This window comes from Psychromonas ossibalaenae ATCC BAA-1528 (assembly GCF_000381745.1).
GTDB classification, from domain to species: Bacteria; Pseudomonadota; Gammaproteobacteria; order Enterobacterales; family Psychromonadaceae; genus Psychromonas; species Psychromonas ossibalaenae.
Window position 1 is genome coordinate 61734 of sequence record NZ_KB906972.1, and the last position, 25302, is coordinate 87035.

Sequence of the window (25302 nt, forward strand, 5' to 3'; positions counted from 1 at the left end):
CGTTCTTGCTGCATTCGATCATTTAGCCTGGTAAGTTAGCTTATGCTCTTTACCCGTTAGTATTAATGTCTGTCCGTCTAATTGAATATCGGACCAGTCTGCTAATACAGAAGCTACAACCATTTCTACTTCATTAGCTGGTTCGCGGCATATTTTGCGCGTACTGCCCATTTTTTCAATGCGCAGCTGGTTATTATGGAGCTCAAGCGCGCCGAAAAAGTTATTGCAGGCTAGATTACCGGTTGCTTTAGATTTAGTGTCAATAGTGATTGTACTGCTGATTTCAGTATTTATAGTCTGCTGATCAATATTAATTAACTGCCATTCATTTTGAAGCTGCGTTAGTTCAATAGTCGCTGGTGAAACATCCGTATTGTTGACCGCCGCTGTGCTGCAGGAGAATAAAAATAATGATGTTGATAAAACTGCCGCTGTTTTAAACAGGTCCATTTGGCTTTCCTTCGGTTTTATTTTTTTTATTGCTTCGTTTGACACTGGTTACGCTGGAAAGTTTCTTAATCTGGCGCATTACTCGTGATAAATGAATTCGATTGATAACAGTTAAGGTTAAATTGATTGAATAGATATGTTCCGGTAATTCAGTGGTTTGAAGATCCACCACATTAGCATTGCTTTTAGCAATGATATTAAACAGTTGAGCCAGACCTGCTTTGTGATTAATCATCATGATATTGAGATCGCTGGAATATTCATACTGATTCATGAAGTCCATATCCCATTCAACGGGAATATATTTATCTAATTCATTTTCATAACCGGTAACATTATGGCAGTTCTGCAGATGCACCACCAAACCTTTACCCGGGCTGGCATGAGCAACAATAGTATCGCCGGGCAGTGGTTTACAGCAGTTCGCGTAAGATATCATCATATCTTCAGTACCTTTGATTGCACTTTGACGGGTCTGCTGTTTTAATTCCGACTCGGTTAACTCTGCTGTGTTACCACGCAGGCGACGGGCAATAATAATACTCATAAGCTTACCGCTGCCGATTTCGTGCAGCAGGCTGTTAAAATCATCAAGATGGTGATCTGCAATAACTCTATCGATATTTTCCTGCGGAATATCAGATAGATTGGTACGGTTAAGTGCCTGTTTTAATAAACGTCGACCTTCAGGAATGGTGAGCTCTTTTGGCAGCAGCTTCAGGTACTGGCGAATATTGTTGCGTGCTTTATGAGTTGCAACAAAGTTTAACCAGTCTGCGCAGGGCTGTGGTTTACTTGCAGTGATAATCTGAATTGTCTGGCCGCTTTCAAGTTTATCACTGAGCAGTGCAAACTCTTTATCAATTTTGGCGCCCGTGCAGCGGTGGCCGATTTTGGTATGCAGTGCATAGGCAAAATCAACAGGTGTTGCATGAGCAGGTAATACAATTATTTTACCCTGTGGTGTTAATACGTGAATTTCGTTATTACCCAGTTCCTGTTTAATATTTTCCAGCATGACCAGTGAGTTGGTTGTATTGTCTTCCTGATCAGAGAGTCCCTGGAACCAGTTACGCGTCTGCAGCTGTGCTGTCATATTCGAGTTGCCGCTGCCTTCTTTGTAGCTCCAGTGCGCGGCTATGCCTTGTTTAGCTACTGCATCCATATCTTCGGTACGGATCTGAATTTCAATATTCACACCATGATGGGTGATTAAAGTTGTATGCAGCGATTGATAGCTGTTTGATTTTGGAATCGCAATATAATCTTCAAAATGCTCGAGTTTAGGCTGATAGAGGTGATGCATCTGGCCTAATACTCGGTAACAGGTATCAAGATCTTTAACTATGATACGGAAAGCGTAAACATCCATTACATCATGGAACTGGCAGCCTTTTTTACGCATTTTTCGGTATAAACTGTACAGGTGTTTTTCACGCCCGATAACTTCAGCTTCAATTGACATGCCGTTTAGTTTTGCTGAAATCTCATCACAGATGCTTTGAATAAAATCTTTTCGATTGCCGCGTGCTTTGGTGATGGCATCTTTTAATACATAATATCGGGCGGAATTTTGTGCTTTGAAGGCAAGCTGTTCTAGTTCATTTTTAAGGTGGTGAAGACCAAGCCGGTCCGCAATAGGAGTGAATATCTCGAAGGTTTCACGAGCAATGCGCCTGCGTTTATCAAGACGTAATGAGTCTAAGGTGCGCATGTTGTGGACACGATCGGCAAGTTTAATCAGCATAACCCGGAAGTCTTTAGACATTGCTATCAGCATTTTGCGGATATTTTCTGCCTGCGCCTGCTCGCGGTCTTTAAAGTTAACTTTATCTAATTTAGTAACACCTTCCACTAACTCGGCAACACTTGGATTGAATGTATCTGAAAGTTCCTGGTAGGTTACCTCTGTATCTTCAAGGACATCATGCAGTAGAGCCGCAGCAATTGCTTCATGATCTAGTTTCATCTCCGCCAGTATTTCAGCAACTGCTACGGGGTGAGTGATATAAGGTTCGCCGCTTGCCCGTTGAACGCCGTCATGTGCAGCGTAAGCAAACTCATAAGCTCGCTCAATAAACTGACATTGCTCAGCGGCAAGGTAAGATTGAGTCAAATCTTTAAGTGCTTGAAATATTAACATTTGCGACCTTATTTTTAATAACCTGTCAATAATAGTAAAGCCAGTTTGCATACTTGCAAAGTATAAAAACTAACTTTTCTATTTTTATTGTGTTGATTGTTGTAATTATCGGATTTCTTTTACGGGAATATCCGAACTTATGCCTGCAGAAGTCATTTTTGTTAAATCAGCTTTCTACTGCCCAGTCTTTTAACTGCTGGATTTCCTGCGCCCAGATCTCCGGGTTGGTTGTTTCTAATACCATGGGGATATTATCAAATCTTGAGTCCTGCATGATATATTTAAAGCAGGACCAGCCGATCTCGCCTGCGCCTAATGAAGCGTGACGATCCACTCTGCTTGCCAGTGGCACTTTGCTGTCATTAATATGCATAGCCGCCAGATATTCAAAGCCGACGATGTCTGAGAATGCTTGAAAGGTTTCGCGGCAGGCTTCTTCACTGCGCAGATCGTAACCGGAAACAAAAGTATGGCAGGTGTCTAGGCAAACTCCAACACGCTGTTTATCTTCGACATGCTCGATAATGACAGCCAGCTGTTCAAAAGAATAACCTAAATTGGTTCCTTGTCCTGCGGTGTTTTCGATCACGGCTTTGACTGTGGTTGTCTGCTGCAGAGCCCAGTTTATTGACTCGGCAACACGCAGCAGGCAGTCCTGTTCGCTGATTTTTTTTAGGTGACTGCCTGGATGGAAATTTAATAAGGTTAAGCCCAGCTGTTCGCAGCGCTGCATTTCATCTAAAAAAGCATTTCTAGATTTTTGTAATGCTTCCTGCTCAGGGTGCCCGAGGTTAATTAAATAGGAGTCGTGGGGTAATATCTGCTCCGGACTGTAATTATAACGAATACAGGCCGCTTTAAATTTACGGATGGTATCATTATCAAGCGCTTTAGCTTCCCAGCGGCGTTGATTTTTGGTAAATAATGCAAAGGCGGTTGCACCTATTTCATGCGCATTTTTTGGGGCGTTGAATACGCCGCCTGAAGCACTTACATGTGCGCCGATGTATTTCATAGTTGAATATCCGAAAGTTATATAAGCCGTGAAGTATAAGTAAATTTTGCAGGGCAATAAATCAATTATCGGTATGGCTTATAAAGAATGAGGAAAATTTTACCGGGAAGTTAAGTTAAGCAGTAAAAAGCAGGTTTATTAGTCTCCTGAAATTAAACTGAAACTGCATAATAGCCTCGTTAGCAGCCTGTCAGCCTGCTATGATCTGCACCGTCAGTTGTCTTTTAAAAGGATTTTTCTTGTTAATTATCAAATTATTAAGTGCTTATTGTTTAGATATATTGTTTGCCGATCCCTATCGTATTCCACATCCAGTACAGGTTATCGGCTGGTTTATCAGCCGTCTGGAAAAAATGGCACCGGCAGGTTTTAAAAAACAGTGGGGTACTGCCGCTAATTTAGTCGTTTTAAGTACAACTTTTTTTGTTTGTTTATGGCTGGCGAGGCTGCATTGGATAATTGAAGTGTATTTACTTTACACTTGTCTGGCGACGCGCTCTTTAGCAGATGAGGCGCTTAAAGTTAAACGTATTATTGAGCAGGATGATATTAGTCTGGCGCGTCAGGAAATAGGTTATCTGGTCAGCCGTGATACCGGAAAGATGGATAAAAAACAGATTATCCGCAGCACTCTGGAAACTGTTGCAGAAAATACCGTCGATGCAGTTGTTTCGCCGTTGTTTTATATGCTGCTTGGTGCACTGCTTGAACCCTATATAGCAGGTTCAATGCTCGCGTGCGCTATGGTTTATAAAGCGGTTAATACGTTTGATTCCATGTGGGGTTACAAAACCGCGCAGTATAAAGATTTAGGCTGGTTTAGTGCCCGCCTGGATGACTGGGCAAATTATCTACCCGCTCGTCTGACCGGGGCTGTTTTACTGCCTGTTTCAGCATATCTGCTCAATTTAAACTGGAAAAATGCCTGGTTTATTTTTAAACGGGACCGCAGTAATCATGCCAGCCCAAATTCCGGGCATCCTGAATCTGCTGTTGCCGGGGCCTTAGATATTCAGTTTGGCGGGCGCACTCAGTATTTTGGTGAGTGGCAGGATAAACCGACAATCGGTGATAAAAATAAGCCGTTTACAGAAAGTTTAATCGGCAAAGCGGTCAAGCTGTTATGGTCGAGTTCCCTGCTGATGCTGGGCGTTATAATTTTAATTTTAATTTTCACAGGATAATTCATGGATTTACATGGTGGTAATGTGCACCGTCTGCAGCGGGACTGTACTCGGCAGGATAAAAAGCAGTGGTTAGATTATAGCGCGAATATCAATCCACTGGGCGTGCCGCAGTCGTTTACAAATGCATTAAATGAGCACCTGTATACGCTGGATGTTTATCCTGATCCTGATTATGTCGATTTACGTCAGTCGTTAGCTGAATTTTCCAATGTTGAAATAGAGAATATTTTAGTAGGTAACGGTGCGACTGAGATGATTTTTCTCTTTTTTAAGGCGTTTAACGCATCAAAGGCGCTGATTATCGGGCCGACTTTTGCTGAATATGCCCGGGCTGCAGAATCTGCCGGGACACAGGTAGATTATTTTATTTTAGACTGGTCCAACGGTTTTAAGCTCGATATGCAGTTATTAGAAATGCAGATAAAGAGGGGATATCAAGTACTGACTTTATGTAATCCGAATAATCCGACGGGTAATCTGATAGATTTACAGACGTTAAAGAAGATTATAAGCCTGTGTGAAGATAATCAGGTGCAGCTGCTGTTAGATGAAGCCTTTATTGAATTTGCTGACAGTGGTTTTCACAAAAGTGCAGTGATATTTCAGTCACCGTCGGTATTTATTGTAAGGGCATTAACTAAGTTTTTTGCTGTGCCGGGAATTCGTTTAGGCTGGGCGATTTCATTTAATGAAGTGCTGAATACCAAGATAGGGCAGATCCGTGAACCCTGGTCAGTAAATTGTTTTGCAGAGCTTGCCGGGATCACCGTGGTAAAAGATCAGAGCTATATTAATGATTCCATAACGTGGATAACGAATGAAAAGAGAGTTTTCAGAGACTTATTAAAAAGCTTAAATGGTATAGAGGTTTTTGAAACAAACTGTAATTTTATTCTGCTGCGTCTATGTATGCCGTTTACTGCACACGAGTGTCGGGAATATTTATTAACAGAGGGGGTTATCGTACGTGATGCGGGTAACTTCATCGGTTTAGACAGCCGTTTTATTCGTGTTGCAGTAAAGGATGCGACATCTAATAAAAGGCTGTATCAGTTGTTAAAAAATTATCTGTTAATTACGTTCTAACCAGAATTTTTCTTCATTATAGCTTATTAAAATCCGGTGCTTTTCATGTTCGATAATATCAGCGCTGTTTTGAGAGGTAACAAAACCCGAAGATTTATTACTGATCGATTTAAAGATGACTGACAGCATAACTTTCGGATCATCAAGTTCCCACTGGCCGGTATATATGATTTCACTGCTGCTGTCTGAAGTTTGTTTAATGGAGAAGAAGCCAGGATTTTTAAATACCCACTCATGTTTCGTCTGCCCGCTTTTTCCAGTCCATTTTCCGATTAAAAAGGGCTGTGAAAATTTATCCGCTGCTGATGAATCGGCCTGCATCGCTTCTATCTGCTCTTCAGCTTCTGTTTGTGAAAAGTGAGTCACTCCCTTTTCATCCTGCCAGGTGTAAATTTCTGCTGTCACGGAAAAAGAAGATAAAATCATTAATAAGGTAAAAAAATAGGGCATGTCCGTTGCTCTTCGATAATAATTAATCCATAGGGTAATAACTCTAATTTCGAACAGCAAGCTGAACCTTGCGGAGTCGTTAAAGTTAAATGTAAAAATGTGAGGAAAACAAGGTGACCTGTAAGTTCTGTACGGAAAGTTTATTTAAAGAAAAATTAGGGCGCTGTAAACGCTGCATGTGGCTTAATCTGACTCTACTTATATGCTCGGCGGCCGGCTGGTATTTCCTGCAGCAGTCAGGACCAAGGCAGGTTGAGACTATTGCTTTACTGCTGACATTTTTAGCCAGTTCACTGTTAATGCTTTTACATATTGGTGCGTATATTTATTATCGTCTGCGGAGAGTTGCTCACCCTACGGAAGATATACACAACCCAGAATAGCATCTTGCTTTGCTCCGGTTACCGCCTTGAGAGGAACCGGCTTTTCTAAGCAGCGCTGCTCTGCCAGCCAGGCAAAAGCAACTGCTTCTACATACATAGGATCAATATGTAAGCTGTGAGTATCATTAATAGCATGCTTTGGTAATAAAATCTGTAAGCGTTCCATCAGCAGGGGATTTAGGGCACCTCCTCCGCAGACAAAAGCATCACAGCCCCGGCTGTGTATTTGAATCTGCTCAGAGATGGTGACAGCGCTGAATTCCAATAATGTCCGCTGAATATCTGCATCTGAATATTGTTCTGTATCGACTAAGCTTAGCTGCTGTTTAAGCCAGAGCAGATTGAATTTTTCCCGGCCGGTACTTTTAGGCGGCGCTTGTTTAAAATATGGTTCAGTCAGCAGCTGTGTTAATAAGGCTTGAATGACCTGTCCCTGTGCGGCAAAAGCCGCATTTTTATCAAAGCTTTTCTGTTGAGTTTCATTGATCCAGGCATCCATTAACATATTGCCCGGGCCGGTATCATAACCGAGCACATTTTTATCCGACGTTAATACACTGATATTGGCTATGCCGCCGATATTCACAATAATGCGGTTTTGCCCTTTTTCGGAAAATAGTGCCTGATGAAAAGCCGGGACTAATGGTGCTCCCTGTCCGCCGTAGGCCATATCCATACGTCTGAAATCGGCAACGCAGGGGATGCCTGTTCTGGCGGCAATTAAAGCTGCATCACCAATCTGCTGAGTAAAGGGATACAAACCGCAGGGGGAATGAAAAATAGTTTGTCCGTGACTGCCTATCGCAAAGATTTGCGGGGCAGATAAGCCGCTTTCTGTAAGCAGCTGATTAACGGCATCGGCACAGGCTAAAGCGAACTGCTGATCCGTTTCCCCTAGTGTCTGCAGATCAACATGTTTATCCCGGCATATCTGTAAAAGGCGGCTGCGCAGGTTTTCGGGAAGATCCTGGGCATAACCTGCGACCTGTTCAAAACCTGAGCTTGTCCGCCGGGCGATGACTACATCTATTGCATCCAGACTGGTTCCAGACATAATGCCTATGTAGTAACTGCCGGGGGTCACTTAGATTACCCGCGAGAACTGCTGCTGACGTGCTTTATTGCGTAAATAAACATCAAAACACATGCAGATATTACGAATTAATAAACGTCCCTTCGGTTTTACACAAATTTCGTCTGCGCTGACCGTGACCAGCTGGTCATCAATAAAGCACTGTAATAATTTAATATCTTCAGCAAAATACTGCGCAAAGTTTAAATCAAAATGCTGCTCAATCTCTTTAGTATCTAGTTTGAAGTTACAGATAAGTTTTTTGATCACTTCGCGGCGGATCAGGTCATCCTGATTCAGCCCGACACCACGCCATTGCGCATGACCAGAGTTCTCAATCTGACTATAATAGTCCGCCAGCTTTTTCTGGTTCTGTGAATAACAATGGCCGATCTGACTGATTGCGGAAACCCCCATCCCAAGGAGATCTGCGTCTTCCTGTGTGGTATACCCCTGGAAGTTACGATGTAATATGCCCTGCTGCTGTGCGCGAGCAAGTTCATCATCCGGTTTGGCAAAATGGTCCATGCCGATAAACTGATAGCCTGACTGAGTCAGAAATTCAATTGTATACTGGAGCATCTCCAGCTTCTCTGCAGGTTTGGGCATGTCATCTTCATTAATTTTCCGCTGCGCTGCAAATATAGACGGCATATGCGCATAATTAAAGATCGATAAACGAGCAGGATCTAATTCCAATATTTTTTCTAAGGTGTGTGCAAAGCTGTCTTTAGTCTGCAGAGGAAGGCCGTAAATCATATCTAAATTGGTTGACTTGAAGCCCTGCTCTTTAGCACGGTTGAGCAGTTTGATAATAAACTCTTCATCCTGCTCGCGGTTGACTGCTTTCTGAACCTCTTTATTAAAATCCTGCACCCCCAGACTAAGGCGGTTAAAACCTTCAGCAGCTAGGTGATCAATTGTGCTCAGTTCAATTTCGCGCGGATCAACTTCGATACTTAATTCTGCAGATTCTTTAAAATTGAAGTTATCACGAAGTACATTCATTAAACGGGTGATCTGCTCCGGTAATAAAAAGGTAGGTGTACCACCGCCCCAATGTAACTGGCTGACTTGACGATTGGTGAAATGCGGTGCTTGAATCTTAATTTCCCGTTCAAGGTAATCCAGATATTTGTCTGCTTTACTCTGATGGCGGGTGATCACTTTGTTACAGCCGCAGAAGTAACAAAGTTTGTGACAGAAAGGAATATGGATATATAGTGAAAGCGGGCGTCCTGGATAGATAGTGCTCGCATCAATCAGCTGCAGGTAATTAAAGCTTTCATCAAATTCTAATGCCGTGGGATAGGAAGTGTATCTCGGGCCGCTGTAGTTGTATTTTTCAATTAAGGCTTGATCCCACACGAGCTTTTCCATTTATCTCTCTCTTGTTTTATATTGAAAATGTTTCTAACTGTAGTGCTTCTTTGATTACAGCATCTTCAAGTTCCGCTTCAGCAATCTGACGGCGCATATCCAGCATTTTTATCTCTTTGACCGGAAACTTTTTACGCTCATCATGAGTCGGCATATCTTTCACTTTATCAAACATAGCAGACAGTGCCGGGTACTGCTCTTGTATATCAATCGGCTGCTTGATCAGTAAAGTTTCAAGTAAAACCGTTAAACGGATTGCCGCTTCAGATACATTACACTGTTTTTGTGCAGTCGCACGGGCAATAAAGCGGATACTTTCACAGATATTATCGTTACGCTGCTGCTTCTTCAGTGCCTGTTGTTCTTTTTTCTGAGCTTCAAGCTGCAGATTACGGGCTTTGTGCACTTTGATTTTATTAATCAAGGTGCCGGCATAAAAGGACAGGGCAATAATGATAACAACAGAAACTGCAGCTAATACGATATTTAGATCCATGCTTTACTCGTTATTTTTTGAATTCATTTAATGCTGAACCAGCATCTTCAAACTGCTGCAGCAGATCTTCTTCGCCGTCTTCATCTAACCAGCCAAGTTCTTTCATGATTTCCTGATGACGCTGCATCTGTTTATTAACCCATGACTGATCGATTTGAGAAATAATTTCATCATTATCAAGCTGCTCAAGTAACTCATTCAGGCGATCATCATTTTCAATTAAAGCCAGTTCTTTTTCCGGAGAAATTTTTGCTTCTACCTGGCTTTTAACTACCTTCACTTTCGGTTGATGCTGTACTTTTGGTGTTTCGGCAGGTGCTTTTTCTGCAATAACTAACGGTACCGCTTTCTGGCTGCCTATACGTTTTTCATTAACAGCCTGTTTAGCGTTCTTCTGCTGTGTCTGTTTTGATTCATTGGCATTGCGGGCTCCCGCTTTATTGCCTTTTAATTTACTTTTACGCTTTTTGTTGCGGGCTTCCTGCGCCTGTGAAGATGATTCTTTACGCGGGCCTGTGTATTTTTCTTCTGAATTACCTGCGGTGCGGCTCTTTTTGGTACGGGACATAACAATTACCTTTCATTGTTGTTTATTCAAATGTGCTTTTGAGTGCTGCTAGGCAAAATAAAACTGCATTTGTACTCTTTATTAAGTGTTAATTAGTGAATTTATAAAGTGCGCACAATAGCAGATCTGAGAGTGTTTAAAAAGCGTATAAAAAAGGCGCTTCAATTAACAAAGCGCCTTTCTAAAGTCTGCTGTAAGAATCGCTGTTAATGCAGAGCTGAGATGTAGTGAGAAAGCAGCTCAATATCTTTATCTGTCAGTTTAGCGGCTACGTCAACCATCATGCCGTTGACATCATTATCACGTGCTTTACTGCGGAATTTTTCCAGCTGTGTTTTTAAGTACGCCGGATGCTGATTAGAAATTTTAGGGAATTTAGCCAGTTCCAGGCCGTTACCACGCGGACCGTGGCAAGCTGTGCAAGCTGGAATCTGACGCTCGATATCACCGCCCATATAAAGTTTTTGTCCAGCTTCTACTATTTCCGGTTTTACTGTTTCTGGTGTCGGTGCCTGACTTGAATAGAAAGCAGCAAGATCTTTGATATCCTGGTCTGAAAATGCCATTACCATACCCGCCATAATCGGGTCATTTCGTGTGCCGCTTTTGAATTCTTGTAACTGCTTTTCCAGGTAGCTTGTATGCTGCCCGGCTATTTTAGGATAAAGGTCTGATGGGCTGTTTCCATCGGTGCCGTGACATGCAATACAAGTCACTGATTTTGCTTTGCCTGCTTCAATATTACCTTGTGCTTGTACGGAAGAAGAAAAACAAAATACGGCAAATAATGTCACTAATAATTTATTCATAACTATCCATTTATTTCTTAAAGTATGTTAACTCAAGCATGCTACAATGAGCGCCAAATAAAACAGGTGTAGTTTACACAAGTTTAATAAAAGTAACAATTTTGCTACATGAGTAAAGCGAGGCATATCTTGGAATTTCAAAAAATACATTTTCAAAAAGCGCACTTTTTAATTAGTGCACCGGATATTCGTCATTTGGATAAACATTTACCACCTGAAAGCGGTATCGAAATCGCTTTTGCAGGGCGTTCAAATGCAGGTAAATCTAGTGCATTAAACCGCTTAACTCGTCAAAAAAGTTTAGCGAGAACCAGTAAAACACCTGGTCGTACGCAGCTGATTAATGTTTTTGAAATTGAAGAAGGTAAACGTTTAATCGACTTGCCGGGTTATGGCTTTGCTAAAGTACCGCTTGCAATGAAATTAAAGTGGCAGAAGTCGTTAGGTGAATATTTACAAGAGCGTGAATCATTAAAAGGCCTGGTGGTATTGATGGACATTCGTCACCCTTTTAAAGATCTGGATCAGCAGCTTATTTACTGGGCGATTGATGCGGATATTCCGGTACTTGCTTTATTAACCAAGGCGGATAAATTAAAACAGGGCGCCCGTAAAGCAACTTTATTAAAGATGCGTGAAGAGGCGAAAAATTTTGAAGGTGATGTACAGGTTGAGCTGTTTTCTTCTTTAAAAGGTTTCGGTGTTGATATCTTAGAGCGGAAAATAGCCGGCTGGTATGCTCTGGATGACCTGGTCGATGAAAACCTGTTAGATGCAGAGCAGGACGAAGAAACCGAATAAATGTTATAAGCGATACAAAACCTCCGTAAGGAGGTTTTTTTGTTTCAGCCGGTCAGAAAAACAGCCTATGAATCCATATTCGCTTTATAAGGGATACTTATTTCAAAGTGGCAGCCCTGTTCTCCTAAGATATATTGAATATCGCCTTTAAAGAGTTGGTTGACGATATTATATACAATATGCGTACCTAAACCACTGCCTCCTGAGCCGCGTTTTGAGGTGACAAAGGGATCAAAAATACGATCTGCAATTTCATCGGGAATACCTTTACCCGTATCCCGATAATTCAGATGCAGTATATTTTCTTCGAGTTTCAGTTCGATATAAATTTCACGTAGGCCTTCCCAGTCTTCAAAACCGTGGATCAATGAATTGAGAATAAGGTTGGAATATATCTGTACAAAACTTCCCGGGAAGCTGTAGATAGAAAGATCTTCCGGGCATTCGATAAATACCTGGCAGCGGGACTGTTTAAGCTTATGTTTAAGTGAAGTGACTACCTGATCAACATTTTCTGCTAATTTAAAGGTATAACAAGCTTCACTGGACTGGTCTACTGCTACCTGTTTGAAACTGCTGATTAAGTCAGCTGCTCGTTTCAGATTGCCGTTTAATAAACGTCCAGACTCGGTTAAACGGACAATTAACTCTTCAACATAACTACGTGACAGACTATTGCTGGTGAGTTTGTTTTTCAGCGTATCGATCTCTTCCTGCAGGAATGATGCTGCCGTGACACTGATGCCGATCGGTGTATTAATTTCATGGGCAACGCCCGCTACCAGTCCGCCTAATGATGCCATTTTTTCTGACTCAACCAGGGTCTGCTGGGTGCGTTTCAACTGCTCTAATGTATGGGTGATCTGCTGATTACTCTGGGTTAATGCGGCTGTACGTATATTTACTTTCTCTTCAAGCTGATCATTAAGCTCTTTAATCTCAAATTCAACCTGTTTCTGCGGGGTAATATCGTGCCCGAAGCCGATTAAGTATTTGATATTCATACCTTCATAAAATGCAGAGAAGGTCCATAAAAGTGTATTAATTTCACCCATCTGGTCGTGCATATCAATTTCGATACCGTGGATGGCTTCATTTTGAGTGAGTTTATTAAGCAGTTCTTCCTTGCGGTCTTCAAGAACGAAGATATCCAGCCAGTTTTTCTGATTCAGTTCTTCCTGACTGTAACCGGTTAAAATAACAGCCGCCGGGTTGATCGTTGATATTTTAAAATTGCTGTCTAGACAGCAGATAACCGTACTTGATGAATTGATAATGGTTGCAGAAAAATCACGCTCCTGCTGCAGCTCTTCAATTGCAATCTCTTTATCGGTAAGCTCGGCAACGATTCTTTTCTGCATTTTATTAAGCAGATAGACCAGTTCATCAAGTTCATCACTGGAAGAAGATATATGATGATTACGACCGTCTAAAATAAGATCTTTGTTATGGGTGCTGAGTTTTATATTACGTGTATACAGAGCAATTTTATTAACATGGCGGATCACCATATAATAGATAATAAACAGAATACAGATCGAAACCACCATGGTTTTGATGGTTTGACTGACCAGGATAAGCAGTGATTTTTCTATTAAGCGGTCGTAAACTTTTTCTAATGATGCGGCAACAAATAGAGTGCCGACAACCTCGCCCTGATAAGTCAGATCAAACTTTTTACTGATATCAAATTTTTCTTTTAATGTGCCTTGCTCAATTAACGGTACTTCGGTATTACCTAAAACTTCATGAATCAATACATACTGCATGTCGGACAGATTCATAATACCTTCAATCTGAATTTGAATCTGTTCTTCATCAAGATTCCATAAACTGGCCGCCATCGGCTGCAGGAAACTGGATTCAATCTGATCTATGCTTGCCTCAATTTTGCCGACATCCTGCTGGAAATCCCACATTAACTGAATAAGGGTGATAATAATTGCCAGCGCGCTGCTACATAGAAGGATATAAGAAAGTAGGCGGTTAGAGAGGCTATTCCTTATTTTTAATGGTTTAAAAAGTGAAAAAATTTTTTTTGTTTTCATTCTTAAAAATCCGAGTCGTATACAAACATAATTGATGGAGTTTGCCATAAGCAAAGCTCTCTCCCTACCGCTGTGCGCTTAAAATGCTATCAATAGCTAATAATTGCATGAGAAAAGCGTCACTTAATTCTATGTTAGCGTAAGCTTGATTTTTTGTGGAATTTCTATTTAACTCTATTTTTCTCTTTTAACAGGCCGCTGCCATGAATAACACCGAAAAATTAAGTATTAACCAAACCGATGGTCTACCTTTATTTAGCCAGATACTGCCGGAGCAGATAGTTCCTGCTGTGACACAGGCAATTGAAAATAATAAGGCACTGATTGAAAAAACACTCGCAACGGATATTCCTTTTACCTGGAATAATTTTATTAATGTCTTAGATGAAGCTGATGATCATTTAGGTAAATTATGGTCTCCGGTTTCGCACATGAATGCAGTTGTTAGTAATGATCCGCTTCGCGAAGCGCACGATGCTTGTCTATCTTTATTTGCTGAGTACGGAACCTTTGTCGGCCAGCATAAAGGTTTGTATCAAGCTTACCTTAGCATAGCCGAAAGTGAACAGTTTGCCTGTTTAAAAACAGAACAGAAAAAAGTGATTAATGATGCACTGCGTGATTTTAAATTAGCTGGCATTGCTTTATCTGACGAAAAGAAAAAACGCTACGGTGAAATTAAGCAGCAGCTTGCTCAGCTGCAGTCACAATTTAGTAATAACGTGATGGATGCTACCTTAGCGTGGAGTAAATTAATTACTGACGTTAATGAATTAGCCGGTTTACCAGAGAATGCAGTTGCCGCCGCCGAGCAGGCTGCTCAGGAAAAAGAGCTGCAGGGATACTTGTTAACATTAGAGTTTCCTAGTTACCTGCCGGTTATTACTTACGCTAAAAACCGTTCCCTGCGCGAAGAGGTCTATACTGCGTTTTCAACACGCGCATCGGATCAGGGGCCGAATGCAGGGGAGTTTGATAACTCCGATATTATTGACCAGGTTTTAGCATTACGTCATGAATTAGCTTTACTGCTGGATTTTTCTGATTTTAGTGAATACAGCTTAGCGACGAAGATGGCCGAAAATCCGGATCAGGTGATTACATTTTTAACCGAGCTGGCTGAAAAATCCCGTCCACAGGCACTGCAGGAACGAGATCAGGTTTTAGCTTTTGCTAAACAGATGGATAATATTGAGGAGCTGCAGGCCTGGGATCTGAGTTATTATTCGGAGCAGCTGAAACAACATCGTTATGCAATTTCAGATGAAGCGCTGCGCCCGTATTTCCCGGAAAATAAAGCTGTCAGCGGCTTGTTTGCTGTGGTTAAACGTCTGTTTGGTCTGACTATTAAAGAGTCTTTTGATTTTGACCGCTGGCATGAAGATGTACGTTTTTTCCATATTTATGATCAGAAGCAGACTCACCTTGGTAGTTTTTATCTGGATCTCTATGCCCGTGCTCACAAACGCGGCGGGGCGTGGATGAATGACTGCCGGGTACGTCGTCGTTTAGTTAATGGAGAACTACAGCTGCCGGTTGCTTACTTAACCTGTAATTTCACTAAACCGGTTGGTGATAAACCCGCATTATTCAGTCATGATGAAGTGATCACTCTATTCCATGAATTTGGTCATGGTCTTCACCATATGCTCAGTAAAATTGAGTCTTCGGCGGTATCGGGTATTAACGGTGTGCCGTGGGATGCAGTGGAGCTGCCGAGTCAGTTTTTAGAAAACTGGTGCTGGGAGCCGCAGGCATTAGCACTGATTTCCGGACACGTGGACAGCGGTGAAACACTGCCCGCGGAATTACTTGAAAAAATGCTGGCTGCCAAAAATTATAACAGCGCATTAATGATGGTGCGTCAGTTAGAGTTTTCATTGTTTGATTTTGTATTACATCATCAATACAAACCGGAACTGGGCTCACAGGTACAGTCTGTATTAAGTGATATTCGTGCGAAAGTCGCGGTGATCACACCGCCGGAATTTAACCGCTTTCAGCATAGCTTCAGTCATATTTTTGCCGGCGGTTATGCGGCCGGATATTATAGTTACAAATGGGCTGAAGTTTTATCTGCGGATGCTTTTTCTCGTTTTGAAGAGCTGGGTATTTTTAATGCAGAAACCGGGCAGGAATTTTTACAGGCGATCCTTGAAAAAGGCGGCAGTGAAGAGCCGATGGTTTTGTTTAAAGACTTTATGGGGCGTGAACCAAAGATTGATGCCCTGTTACGTCATTGCGGCATCCAATAAATAATTATTATTAATAGTCAGGAAGTGCCTTATAGCGCTTCCTGATTAATCTGACTTTTTTGCTACCATTCAATACCGGCCTGCGCTTTTACGCCGGCTTTAAAGGCATGTTTTTCATTTAGAATCATGCTGTAGGTATCTACTGCATCGATCAGCTCCTGTTTAGGCCCGCGTCCCGTTAACACCACATTCATTTTTTCCGGACGATTTTTTAAAGCATCTAAAGTCGGCTGAATATCTAAATACTGATATTTGAACATATAAGTGATCTCGTCAAGAATCACTAACTGGTACTGTTCATCCGCTAATAGAGCTTGAGCTTTTGCCCATGCCTTTTCTGCGCTCTTAATATCCTGTTCTTTATCTTGTGTTTCCCAGGTGAAACCATCCCCCATGGCAAACCAGTCAACATTTTCATGGCTGCTGAAGAACAGTTCTTCACCGGTTGACATAGAGCCCTTTAAAAATTGTACTACGGCAACTTTATGACCATGACCAAGTGAGCGGGCTAACATACCAAATGCTGAACTGCTTTTACCTTTACCCGGTCCGGCTAGTAAAATGGAGACACCGCGTTCCTGATCTGCAGCTGCTATTTTCTGGTCTTGTTTCTCTTTGACTGCTTTCATTTTTTTAAGATGCTTTTCATCTGTTGTCATTGTTTCTGCCCCTATAAAAAAGCCTGCGTAATGCAGGCTTTGAAATATCATATTAGCTTACTTTATGATTATGCATCAATGGGCTTAGTGCGTACTAAAATAATGTAGCCGATAATACCGGAGATGAGGGACGCTACAAATACAGCCACTTTTGCAATAACTTGGTGTTGTGGGTCAGCAAAGGCAAGGTCGGTAATAAATAGCGACATGGTAAAACCAATACCTGCTAAGAAACCTGCGCCAATAACATGTGACCAAGTGACTCCTGTCGGTAAAGAGCCCCATTTAAGCGCTATTAGTAGTTTTGTAAACAGGAATATACCAAGTGGCTTACCAATAACTAAACCTGCTGCGATACCTAGCACTATTGGGTTAGTTAACTCATTAAGCATGCTGCTGTCGATAATTACACCTGCATTACCTAGCGCGAAAACCGGTACAATAAATAGAGTTGCGATTGGGTGCAGAGCCTCTTCTTTTAGTTGTAGAGGATTGGCTGCCTGAAAGCTTACTGCTTTGATTTTTTTCAATGTTTTAATGGCATGCTTAGTTAATACATCCTTCTCACAGTGACGGTCAATCTCTAGGTCATTTAACAATGCCTTGGTTTGATCAAGATAACTGTCCATGGATATTTCACGGCGTGAAGGGATTGTGAAGGCGACGGCTACACCAGCAACTGTTGCGTGTACGCCCGATGCTAAGAAACTAATCCAGACAATGACTAGACCGATTGAGTAATAAAAGAGCGGACTGCGGACACCGCTGCGGTTAGCAATACCTAAAATAACTAAACCAGCTAAACCAACCATCAATTCATTAACGAAAATCTGTTCGGTATAGAAAATGGCAATAACAATAACCGCCATTAAATCATCACCAATCGCTAAAGCGGATAAGAATACTTTCAGTGTAACGGGAACTCGACTGCCGACGATCGCAAGTACGCCAAGAGCGAAAGCGATGTCCGTTGCCATTGGAATGCCCCAACCATTTGCGGTCGGTAATCCAGCATTCAATACATAATAGATACCTGCGGGTAAGATAACACCACCTAGTGCGGCAAACAGCGGTAATGCTGCTTTTTGCGGACTTGATAGCTCGCCGTCTAATAATTCTCTTTTTATTTCCAAACCAATGAAAAAGAAGAAGATCGCCATTAAAAATTCATTGGCAATTTTATGCAGATTGATTTGATTTACTTTGTCGCTGAAGCCTGAAGAAACTTCCCACAGGGTGTTGTGCCAAACAGCATAGTAATGTTCGGGTGCAATATTAGCCCATAGTAGTGCAATTGTTGCAGCAATAACTAATAAAACCCCACCCGTTATAGGGCTATGTAGCCAGTGCCATTTATGTGAACTCATTAATGCTCCTAAAAATAATCGTGAAAAATATGGTATATACTTTATTTTTAGAGCACCTCATTTTGTGCTCTAATAATCGTAATCTACAATGTTTTGATTCAATAATGAAGCAAGTTTGTGACATTTTAGGTCAAGAACGTGACATTTTAGGTCACGAACTCAGTTGCAATAGGCTTTCAGACTGTATTGTATTTTCAGTTAATTTTCATCAGATTGGGTAAAAAATGAAAAAAACCTCGAGTATACTATCCTTTTTGGGTGCTGTTTTATTGGCCAGTACCTATTTTATCGGGGAAATGGCTGCCCGTGAAACGGACAAGCTTTTTTTAAAACAGCAGTCTCAGGAATTTTCCAGCAGGCTGATAAGTTATGAAAAAAACTTCTTCACTGCCGATGTCCTCAGTGAAGTGACTGTTACTTTAGAAGATGAAAAATCGGTTACATTTTCCATTCACAGCAGGATAAAACACTACCCGTACAAAGCGGTGATCGATAATGAAATCAGTCTGTCAGACAATGCGCTTGCCGCTAAAGTCGAAAAGTACTTCGGCAGTGAAAAATGGCTAAAATCACAGGAAGAGGTCAGCATTTTTGGTAACCTCAGCGGCAGCTTGAACTTAACAGCTGGCAGTTATGAAAATGCTCAGGACAAAATAAGCAGCAGGCCTCTGCAGCTGGATTATCAGGTGGATCTTCAGGATTACTCTGGCTCAGCACAGATTAACTGGGCTGGTGCGGATGTTATCAGCAGCGGTACTGATTTTTCTATTGAGTCGGTGCAGTTGTTCTCTGATTTTTCATCGTTAAGCGGAAGTTATACATATTTTTCTCAAATAGGGAAAATCATTGTTAAGCAGAAAAATTATCAGTCGATATTACAGGGGCTGGAATTAAAAGGCAGCAGTCAGGCCGGGCAAAAAGCCGATACGGTTGATACCAGTAATGAATGGAAAATAGCCAGCTACACAGTCAATGACGGGCAGCAAAAAGTATTCACAGATAATCAGGTCAGACTTGAGATAAAAGGTTTATATTCTCCTGCATTAGACATTCTAGCGAACAGCAGTGAGAACAAACTGCTGGTAGAAAACGCTTTAACCGACCTGCTGGCGGAAGGGGCTGAATTAAACCTTTCTAAATTAACTTCGCAGACTCCCTGGGGGGAAGTAGATGGATATATACAGCTGACACTGCAGCAGGGGGCTCCGTTGATGCAGGTGCTCAGCAATCCGTTTATGCTTTTTGATTATGTTAACGGCAAAGCAAAACTAGCATTACCTGAATCTCTGCTTGAAGAGGCTGCTGTTGCAGAGTCTTTACAGATGGGGCTGAGAACGGGATTTTTAAAACACGAAAATAATCAATTGAGTTTAGAAACCTATTTAGAGCGGGGTGAGTTCAGCGTCAACGGCAGGGTGATCCCGCTGTAAGATAAAAAAGGGCATGAAGCCCTTTTTTGTTGTTTGTTTCACAAGCCGATTAACGCAGGAAAGGGTTGCCGGCTTTTTCTCTGCCGATGGTTGTTGTCGGCCCGTGACCCGGGTAAACAACGGTTTCTGCCGGTAAAGTTAATAACTTCTCTTTAATTCCTCTAATCAGCAGGGCCTGGTTACCACGAGGGAAGTCAAAACGTCCGATACCGCCGTTAAACAGAATATCACCTACAATAACCTGACCGCTGGCCTGATCAAGCAGTGCTACATGTCCCGGTGTGTGTCCCGGAATATGTAAGACTTTCAATTTGATATTACCTACAGTCACTATCTCATTCTCTTCTAACCATTTTGTCGGTGTAAAGCTGGCTGTGGTTGGAAATCCAAAACGCTGGCTTTGTACTTCTAACTGTTCCAGCCAGAACAGATCTTCCTTTTCCGGACCGATAATAGGGATATTTAAAGCCTGAGCGACGGCTTCTGTGCCGCCTACATGGTCAAGATGGCCGTGGGTTAAGATAATTTTATCAACCTTAACACCCTGCTCTTTAACTATGCTTAATATACGCAGCTGATCGCCGCCGGGATCAACCAGCGCGGCTGTATTAGTTTCTTCACAGATGATTAAACTGCAGTTTTGTTCAAACGGGGTAACTGGGATAACGATAATTTTCATAATCACTTCTTCTTGTTAAAGCAAAGACAGCTAACAGCTGCCTTGTTATTAATTAAACTTGTTCTGTATGCAGACGCTGCTTTTTTTGAACCTCAACCGCTTTGGCTAGATGAATATGATTCATAACGTGCACCATCGCTTTTGCTGAAGATTCAATAATATCCGTCGACAGCCCCAAACCGTGGAATTTCTGATCTTTATAGGTAGCAACAATATCTACTTGCCCTAGTGCATCTTTACCTTCACCTTTAGCGCTGATCTGGTAGTCATCCATGCTGATATCTAAGCCGGAAATACGCATTAAACACTGGTAAGCCGCATCAATCGGGCCGTTACCTGTAGCCGCTTCCACAACTTTCTTTTCATCACCGATACTCATGGTGATAGTTGCGGTGGCGACCAGACCGGATCCGGACTGCACATTAATATTTTCTAGTTTGTAGTATTCCGGCTCACTGTTGATCTGATTAAAAAACATTAATGCTTCCAAGTCGTAATCAAAAACCTGGCCTTTTTTATCCGCTAATTCTAAGAAGCTCGCGTACAGTGCTTCAAGATCGTAATCACTGTCACGGTAGCCTAATTCCTGCATACGGTGCTGAATAACGTGACGCCCGGAACGAGAGGTAAGGTTAAGCTTATTCGTTGAAATACCGACACTTTCCGGCGTGATGATTTCATAGGTATTCTGTGATTTCAAAACACCATCCTGATGAATACCCGATGAGTGAGAAAATGCATTAGCGCCAACAATTGCTTTGTTAGCCTGAATCGGCATATTACAAAGCTGACTGACTAACTGGCTGGTACGTGATATTTCAACCGGATTAATACTGGTTGAGAAGCCCATTTTGTTTTTACGCGTGTGTAAAATCATGGCGACTTCTTCAAGTGAACAGTTGCCGGCGCGCTCACCAATCCCGTTCATGGTACATTCGATTTGGCGTGCACCGTTTTCAACTGCGGTAATGGAGTTAGCGACGGACATGCCTAAATCATCGTGGCAGTGCACTGAGATAACCGCTTTATCGATATTAGGTACACGATTAAATAAAGTTTTAATAATGCCGCCGAACTCGCTTGGAATAGTATAACCAACGGTATCGGGGATATTGATGGTGGATGCACCTGCTTTGATTGCCTCTTCAACCATACGGCATAAATTATCAATCGGCGTACGGCCGGCGTCTTCACAGGAAAATTCCACATCATCAGTAAAATTACGCGCATATTTAACTGCGTTAACACCCATCTGTAAAACATCTTCAAAGCCGCGCTTTAATTTGTTTTCAACGTGAATGGTTGAAGTTGAAATAAAGGTGTGGATACGAAATGCCTCGGCGACCTTTAAAGCCTGCGCCGCTGCATCAATATCTTTAGGCAAAGCACGGGACAAAGCACAGACTCGACTGTTTTTAATTTCTTGAGCAATTGTCTGTACGGACTCGAAGTCCCCCGGAGAAGAAATCGGGAAACCAACTTCCATTACATCTACGCCTAAACGCTCGAGAGCAAATGCGATCTGTAGTTTTTCTTTTACTGTAAGGCTTGCACTTAATGCCTGTTCGCCGTCGCGTAAGGTCGTATCGAAAATAATAACTTGATCGGACATATGGAATCCCTTTTATTGTATTTGGTTTATACGCGGGTATAAAAAAACCCGCGCATGGCACGGGTTTCTGGAGTTTTAACTGATCTTATTCAGACACTCGTGACCCGTACGCATTAAGCGTAAGCAGTAAGGTCAGCAGGAGTGTAGAAATAGTTTTCATCAGTTAATCTCAAAGATTTAGTATGTATATAAATAAATACCGCGTTTTGATATTTGCGTCAAGTTGTTCTTATTAATAAAGGCGGCTTAGAGCAAACAGTTTGCCTTGTGAGAAGAAAATCGTAATATCAATAAACAATGCGAATCATAAAAAGAGAGTTATATGGCTGATTATAAAAAACCAAGCTCACAAGAGCTGCGTGCAGCACTTACTGAGCTGCAGTTTAGCGTCACTCAGGAAGAGGGGACCGAGCCTCCCTTTGATAATGAATACTGGGATAATAAACAAGCTGGAATATACGTCGATATAGTCTCCGGTGAGGCACTGTTCAGCTCATTAGATAAATTCGACTCCCACTGCGGCTGGCCAAGTTTTACTCAGCCGCTGCAGAATACACAATTAACTGAAAAAACAGATAATAAGTTATTTGCTGCCCGCACCGAAGTACGCAGTCAACTTGCTGATTCACATTTAGGTCATCTGTTTAGCGATGGTCCTGCGCCAGAAGGACTGCGCTACTGTATTAACTCTGCTTCAGTGCGTTTTATTGCCGTTGAAAATATGGCTGAACAAGGTTATCAAGAGCTGCTGCAGATATTCGGTGAATAAATCATTAACAGTAGATCTCTGTTATTACTGTACGATGAATATCTGCTGCTGATAACTTCAGGAACCGTGTGTTGTTCAGCAGGCACAAAACCTAGTTGAGAATAGAAGGACTTCAGGTGAGCATAGGGAAAACAGTAAATTACTCGTTTATGTGAAAGCAGTATTTTTGTGATCAACTGTGAGGCATAACCTTTGCCTCTGTGCTCTGGGTCGCAGGCGACTCCTGTTAGAAGCTGATGCTCACCGAGAGTTTTTAACTTAGCTGAGCAGATTATCTGTTTATCTTTAAGAGCGAATACCGCTTCATTTTTACCGGCCAGCCCTTTTTTGTAAACTCGTTTGTAAAACTGGTTTACTAATGGGTATTTAATTTTTTCAAGTTCAATAAACTGTAATTGAGTTTCCTGCAAAACCTTACCTTTATTAATTTTTGTTTCACCTTACTGATCAGGTAAACTATTTATTCAATTTATACAGGGCACCATGATGATCGAAACCAATAGTTCGCTCAAGGCTTTTAATACTTTTTCCATTGAAGCTAAAACTCAGACTTTATTTCATTTTACTCATATTAAGCAGGCGGCTGAATTAACTGCACTGGTAAAAGAGATGTCGGCAGCCGGCAAACCGGTACTTATTTTAGGCGGCGGCAGTAATATTTTATTCTGCGAAGATTTCTGCGGTCTGGTGATAAAAGTTGAATTATCTGGTGTTGAAATTGAAGAGACTGACAGTGAGTATATTGTGCAGGCCGCCGCCGGTGAAGACTGGCACCAGTTAGTTACAAACTGTATCGAAAAAGGCATCGACGGTCTGGAGAATTTAGCCCTGATACCCGGTGTAGTCGGTGCGGCTCCCGTGCAGAATATTGGCGCTTACGGTACGGAGTTTAAAGATTACTGTGAATCGGTTGAGTATCTTGATTTAAACAGCGGTGGTTTTTTTGAGTTAAATGCGAAGCAGTGTTTATTTGCTTACCGTGACAGTATCTTTAAAACAGCAGCACTGCAGTCAGCATTAATTACCAAAGTAACAATGAAGCTGAGTAAACAATGGCAGGCGCATAGTCGTTATGGTTTGTTAAAAGAGTTAGATTCATCCGCTAAGATTACGGCTAAGCAGGTTTATCAGTCAGTCTGCAAAATCCGCAGTGAGAAGCTGCCTGACCCAGCTGTATTAGGAAATGCAGGAAGTTTTTTTAAAAATCCTGTGGTTTCTGCTGAACAGGCTGCTGAATTATCAGCTGTCTACCCGCAGATGCCCAGTTATCCGCAGGCTGACAAGTCTGTAAAACTAGCCGCCGGCTGGTTAATTGACCAGGCTGGTCTTAAAGGCACAAAACTTGGCGGTGCTGCTGTGCATCAGGATCAGGCATTAGTCCTTATCAATGAAAACCATGCCAGTGCATTAGATATTGTGCAGTTAGCTGAGTTAGTGAGAACAACAGTGAAAGAAAAGTTTAGCGTTGCTCTGGAGCATGAGGTGCGCTTTATGGGCGGCCAAGGGGAAACAAATCTGAGCGAGGTGATTAAAAATGTCAGAGCTAAATGAACAGGGCAATAAGTTGTTACGATTACTTGCGGATGGTGAGTTTCATTCCGGTGAAAAAATCGGGGCTTTATTAGGTGTGTCGCGCACTTCTGTAAATAACTATATCAAAGCGCTGCAGGAGATCGGGTTAGATATCTATAAAGTGCCGGGACGTGGTTATCAGAGTGCGGCTGCGCTTGAACTGCTCGATGAGCAAAAAATAGCGCTGCTTGCAGCTAATAATTTTGTTCATGTTGAACAGATCGTCGATTCAACAAATCAGTGGTTATTAGATCGTATTCCCGATTTAAATAACGGGCAGAGTTGTATTGCTGAATATCAGTTAGCTGGAAGAGGGCGCCGTGGACGAAGCTGGGTATCACCGTTTGCTTCACATCTTTACTTCTCTCTTTACTGGCGCTTTGACTCCGGCATCGACAAAATATCCGGGCTGAGCTTATTAGTGGGCATTGCCGCTGTAAACGCATTACAAAAAACCGGCATTGAAGGTGTTTCACTAAAATGGCCCAATGATATTTATTATCAGGGTAAAAAACTTGCTGGCATTCTGATAGAACTAAATGCCCAGGCAACCGAAGCTTGTCATGCGGTTATCGGTATCGGTATTAATGTGAGAATGCCGCCGGAACAGGCGAAGCTTATCGATCAGCCCTGGACTGATTTAACGGCTTTAAGCAGTGAAACGATTGACCGTAATGTATTAACTGCTGCTTTAATTAAAGAATTGAATATATTATTAGGCGAATATGAACAGACTGGGTTAGGCCCGCATTTACAGCGCTGGTTTGAGCTGGATTGTTTTTTGAATAAACAGGTTAACTTGTTAATTGCTGATCAGGTCAAAACAGGTATCTGCCGTGGAATTAATGAAGCGGGTGCTTTATTACTAGAGAGTGACGGGCTGGTCGAAGCCTATATCGGCGGTGAAATTTCTCTACGCCTGGTTAAATAACGCTTTAATCTGTAGTAATTATATAAATTCGCGTTAAATGGTAATGTAGAAATGCTCTTTTATCGAGAAATGTAATCAGAGAGTTTTGCGTAACTGCAATGATTGTGTCCAATTAATAAACGAAATAAAGCTTAGTTGTT

The 25302-nt window shown here is 41.9% G+C and carries 24 protein-coding genes; 9 read left to right on the forward strand and 15 right to left on the reverse strand.

The window, feature by feature from the left end:
• Positions 1 to 18: 18 nt before the first annotated feature.
• The 3 genes from G327_RS23965 to nfo all read right to left on the reverse strand — a co-directional run bounded on the left by G327_RS23965 (position 19) and on the right by nfo (position 3608).
• Positions 19 to 450: an META domain-containing protein gene (locus G327_RS23965; RefSeq protein ID WP_019613591.1), complete on the reverse strand. Its 432-nt coding sequence runs from the start codon at positions 448 to 450 to the stop codon at positions 19 to 21.
• The gene (locus G327_RS0104600; RefSeq protein ID WP_019613592.1) at positions 437 to 2593 is read right to left on the reverse strand and encodes a RelA/SpoT family protein; all 2157 of its coding nucleotides are present in this window, start codon (positions 2591 to 2593) and stop codon (positions 437 to 439) included. Before G327_RS0104600 ends, G327_RS23965 begins: the two co-directional genes overlap by 14 nt.
• A gap of 166 nt (positions 2594 to 2759) precedes the next feature.
• Positions 2760 to 3608 (reverse strand): deoxyribonuclease IV, encoded by an 849-nt coding sequence (gene nfo, locus G327_RS0104605; protein ID WP_019613593.1) that lies wholly within the window; start codon positions 3606 to 3608, stop codon positions 2760 to 2762.
• Positions 3609 to 3847: 239 nt separating this feature from the next.
• On the opposite strand from nfo, the gene cbiB reads away from it, so the two are divergent.
• The gene (gene cbiB / locus G327_RS0104610; protein ID WP_019613594.1) at positions 3848 to 4792 is read left to right on the forward strand and encodes an adenosylcobinamide-phosphate synthase CbiB; all 945 of its coding nucleotides are present in this window, start codon (positions 3848 to 3850) and stop codon (positions 4790 to 4792) included.
• A gap of 3 nt (positions 4793 to 4795) precedes the next feature.
• Positions 4796 to 5881, forward strand: coding sequence for a pyridoxal phosphate-dependent aminotransferase (locus G327_RS0104615; protein ID WP_019613595.1), 1086 nt, complete (start codon positions 4796 to 4798; stop codon positions 5879 to 5881).
• On the opposite strand, the gene G327_RS0104620 is transcribed toward G327_RS0104615, so the two are convergent.
• On the reverse strand, positions 5867 to 6331 hold the full coding sequence (locus G327_RS0104620; protein ID WP_019613596.1) for a DUF4124 domain-containing protein: 465 nt from the start codon (positions 6329 to 6331) through the stop codon (positions 5867 to 5869). The genes G327_RS0104615 and G327_RS0104620 overlap by 15 nt on opposite strands.
• Before the next feature lie 113 nt (positions 6332 to 6444).
• Here G327_RS0104620 and G327_RS23970 point away from each other — a divergent pair, with 113 nt between their 5' ends.
• Positions 6445 to 6714, forward strand: coding sequence for a DUF3624 domain-containing protein (locus G327_RS23970; RefSeq protein WP_019613597.1), 270 nt, complete (start codon positions 6445 to 6447; stop codon positions 6712 to 6714).
• Here the strand turns inward: G327_RS23970 and G327_RS0104630 are convergent.
• The 5 genes from G327_RS0104630 to G327_RS0104650 form a co-directional block, all read right to left on the reverse strand.
• Positions 6686 to 7798, reverse strand: a complete 1113-nt coding sequence (locus tag G327_RS0104630; RefSeq protein ID WP_019613598.1) for an anhydro-N-acetylmuramic acid kinase — start codon at positions 7796 to 7798, stop codon at positions 6686 to 6688. The genes G327_RS23970 and G327_RS0104630 overlap by 29 nt on opposite strands.
• Positions 7799 to 9166 carry an oxygen-independent coproporphyrinogen III oxidase gene (gene hemN, locus G327_RS0104635; RefSeq protein WP_019613599.1) on the reverse strand — a complete coding sequence of 456 codons (1368 nt, stop codon included), beginning with the start codon at positions 9164 to 9166 and terminating at the stop codon, positions 7799 to 7801.
• A gap of 16 nt (positions 9167 to 9182) precedes the next feature.
• Positions 9183 to 9662 (reverse strand): DUF2489 domain-containing protein, encoded by a 480-nt coding sequence (locus G327_RS0104640; RefSeq protein WP_019613600.1) that lies wholly within the window; start codon positions 9660 to 9662, stop codon positions 9183 to 9185.
• A gap of 10 nt (positions 9663 to 9672) precedes the next feature.
• Positions 9673 to 10230 carry a Der GTPase-activating protein YihI gene (gene yihI / locus G327_RS0104645; protein WP_019613601.1) on the reverse strand — a complete coding sequence of 186 codons (558 nt, stop codon included), beginning with the start codon at positions 10228 to 10230 and terminating at the stop codon, positions 9673 to 9675.
• A gap of 206 nt (positions 10231 to 10436) precedes the next feature.
• Positions 10437 to 11039 carry a c-type cytochrome gene (locus G327_RS0104650; RefSeq protein ID WP_019613602.1) on the reverse strand — a complete coding sequence of 201 codons (603 nt, stop codon included), beginning with the start codon at positions 11037 to 11039 and terminating at the stop codon, positions 10437 to 10439.
• 129 nt (positions 11040 to 11168) lie between these two features.
• Between G327_RS0104650 and yihA the strand changes: the two genes are divergently transcribed.
• On the forward strand, positions 11169 to 11840 hold the full coding sequence (gene yihA / locus G327_RS0104655) for a ribosome biogenesis GTP-binding protein YihA/YsxC (protein ID WP_019613603.1): 672 nt from the start codon (positions 11169 to 11171) through the stop codon (positions 11838 to 11840).
• 65 nt (positions 11841 to 11905) lie between these two features.
• Here the strand turns inward: yihA and G327_RS0104660 are convergent, their stop codons facing one another.
• Positions 11906 to 13888: an ATP-binding protein gene (locus G327_RS0104660; protein WP_019613604.1), complete on the reverse strand. Its 1983-nt coding sequence runs from the start codon at positions 13886 to 13888 to the stop codon at positions 11906 to 11908.
• A gap of 203 nt (positions 13889 to 14091) precedes the next feature.
• Here G327_RS0104660 and prlC point away from each other — a divergent pair, with 203 nt between their 5' ends.
• On the forward strand, positions 14092 to 16143 hold the full coding sequence (gene prlC, locus G327_RS0104665) for an oligopeptidase A (protein WP_019613605.1): 2052 nt from the start codon (positions 14092 to 14094) through the stop codon (positions 16141 to 16143).
• Between the two features lie 62 nt (positions 16144 to 16205).
• Here the strand turns inward: prlC and cobO are convergent, their stop codons facing one another.
• Together cobO and nhaA are read right to left on the reverse strand one after the other, a co-directional pair.
• Complete coding sequence (gene cobO, locus G327_RS0104670; RefSeq protein WP_026339189.1) at positions 16206 to 16802, reverse strand: cob(I)yrinic acid a,c-diamide adenosyltransferase; 597 nt, start codon at positions 16800 to 16802, stop codon at positions 16206 to 16208.
• Positions 16803 to 16870: 68 nt separating this feature from the next.
• Positions 16871 to 18169: a Na+/H+ antiporter NhaA gene (nhaA, locus tag G327_RS0104675; RefSeq protein ID WP_019613607.1), complete on the reverse strand. Its 1299-nt coding sequence runs from the start codon at positions 18167 to 18169 to the stop codon at positions 16871 to 16873.
• Between the two features lie 224 nt (positions 18170 to 18393).
• Here nhaA and G327_RS0104680 point away from each other — a divergent pair, with 224 nt between their 5' ends.
• Positions 18394 to 19599, forward strand: coding sequence for a DUF945 family protein (locus tag G327_RS0104680; protein ID WP_019613608.1), 1206 nt, complete (start codon positions 18394 to 18396; stop codon positions 19597 to 19599).
• A 49-nt stretch (positions 19600 to 19648) separates the two neighbouring features.
• On the opposite strand, the gene G327_RS0104685 is transcribed toward G327_RS0104680, so the two are convergent.
• The gene (locus G327_RS0104685; RefSeq protein WP_019613609.1) at positions 19649 to 20278 is read right to left on the reverse strand and encodes an MBL fold metallo-hydrolase; all 630 of its coding nucleotides are present in this window, start codon (positions 20276 to 20278) and stop codon (positions 19649 to 19651) included.
• A gap of 52 nt (positions 20279 to 20330) precedes the next feature.
• Positions 20331 to 21890 carry a 2-isopropylmalate synthase gene (leuA, locus tag G327_RS0104690; RefSeq protein WP_019613610.1) on the reverse strand — a complete coding sequence of 520 codons (1560 nt, stop codon included), beginning with the start codon at positions 21888 to 21890 and terminating at the stop codon, positions 20331 to 20333.
• A gap of 322 nt (positions 21891 to 22212) precedes the next feature.
• On the opposite strand from leuA, the gene msrB reads away from it, so the two are divergent.
• Positions 22213 to 22659, forward strand: coding sequence for a peptide-methionine (R)-S-oxide reductase MsrB (gene msrB, locus G327_RS0104695; RefSeq protein ID WP_019613611.1), 447 nt, complete (start codon positions 22213 to 22215; stop codon positions 22657 to 22659).
• Here the strand turns inward: msrB and G327_RS0104700 are convergent.
• Positions 22629 to 23069, reverse strand: coding sequence for a GNAT family N-acetyltransferase (locus G327_RS0104700; protein ID WP_019613612.1), 441 nt, complete (start codon positions 23067 to 23069; stop codon positions 22629 to 22631). The two genes, msrB and G327_RS0104700, sit on opposite strands and share 31 nt — an antisense overlap.
• A gap of 76 nt (positions 23070 to 23145) precedes the next feature.
• On the opposite strand from G327_RS0104700, the gene murB reads away from it, so the two are divergent.
• On the forward strand, positions 23146 to 24210 hold the full coding sequence (gene murB, locus G327_RS0104705; protein WP_019613613.1) for a UDP-N-acetylmuramate dehydrogenase: 1065 nt from the start codon (positions 23146 to 23148) through the stop codon (positions 24208 to 24210).
• Positions 24194 to 25162, forward strand: a complete 969-nt coding sequence (gene birA, locus G327_RS0104710; RefSeq protein WP_019613614.1) for a bifunctional biotin--[acetyl-CoA-carboxylase] ligase/biotin operon repressor BirA — start codon at positions 24194 to 24196, stop codon at positions 25160 to 25162. Before murB ends, birA begins: the two co-directional genes overlap by 17 nt.
• Positions 25163 to 25302 lie beyond the last annotated feature (140 nt).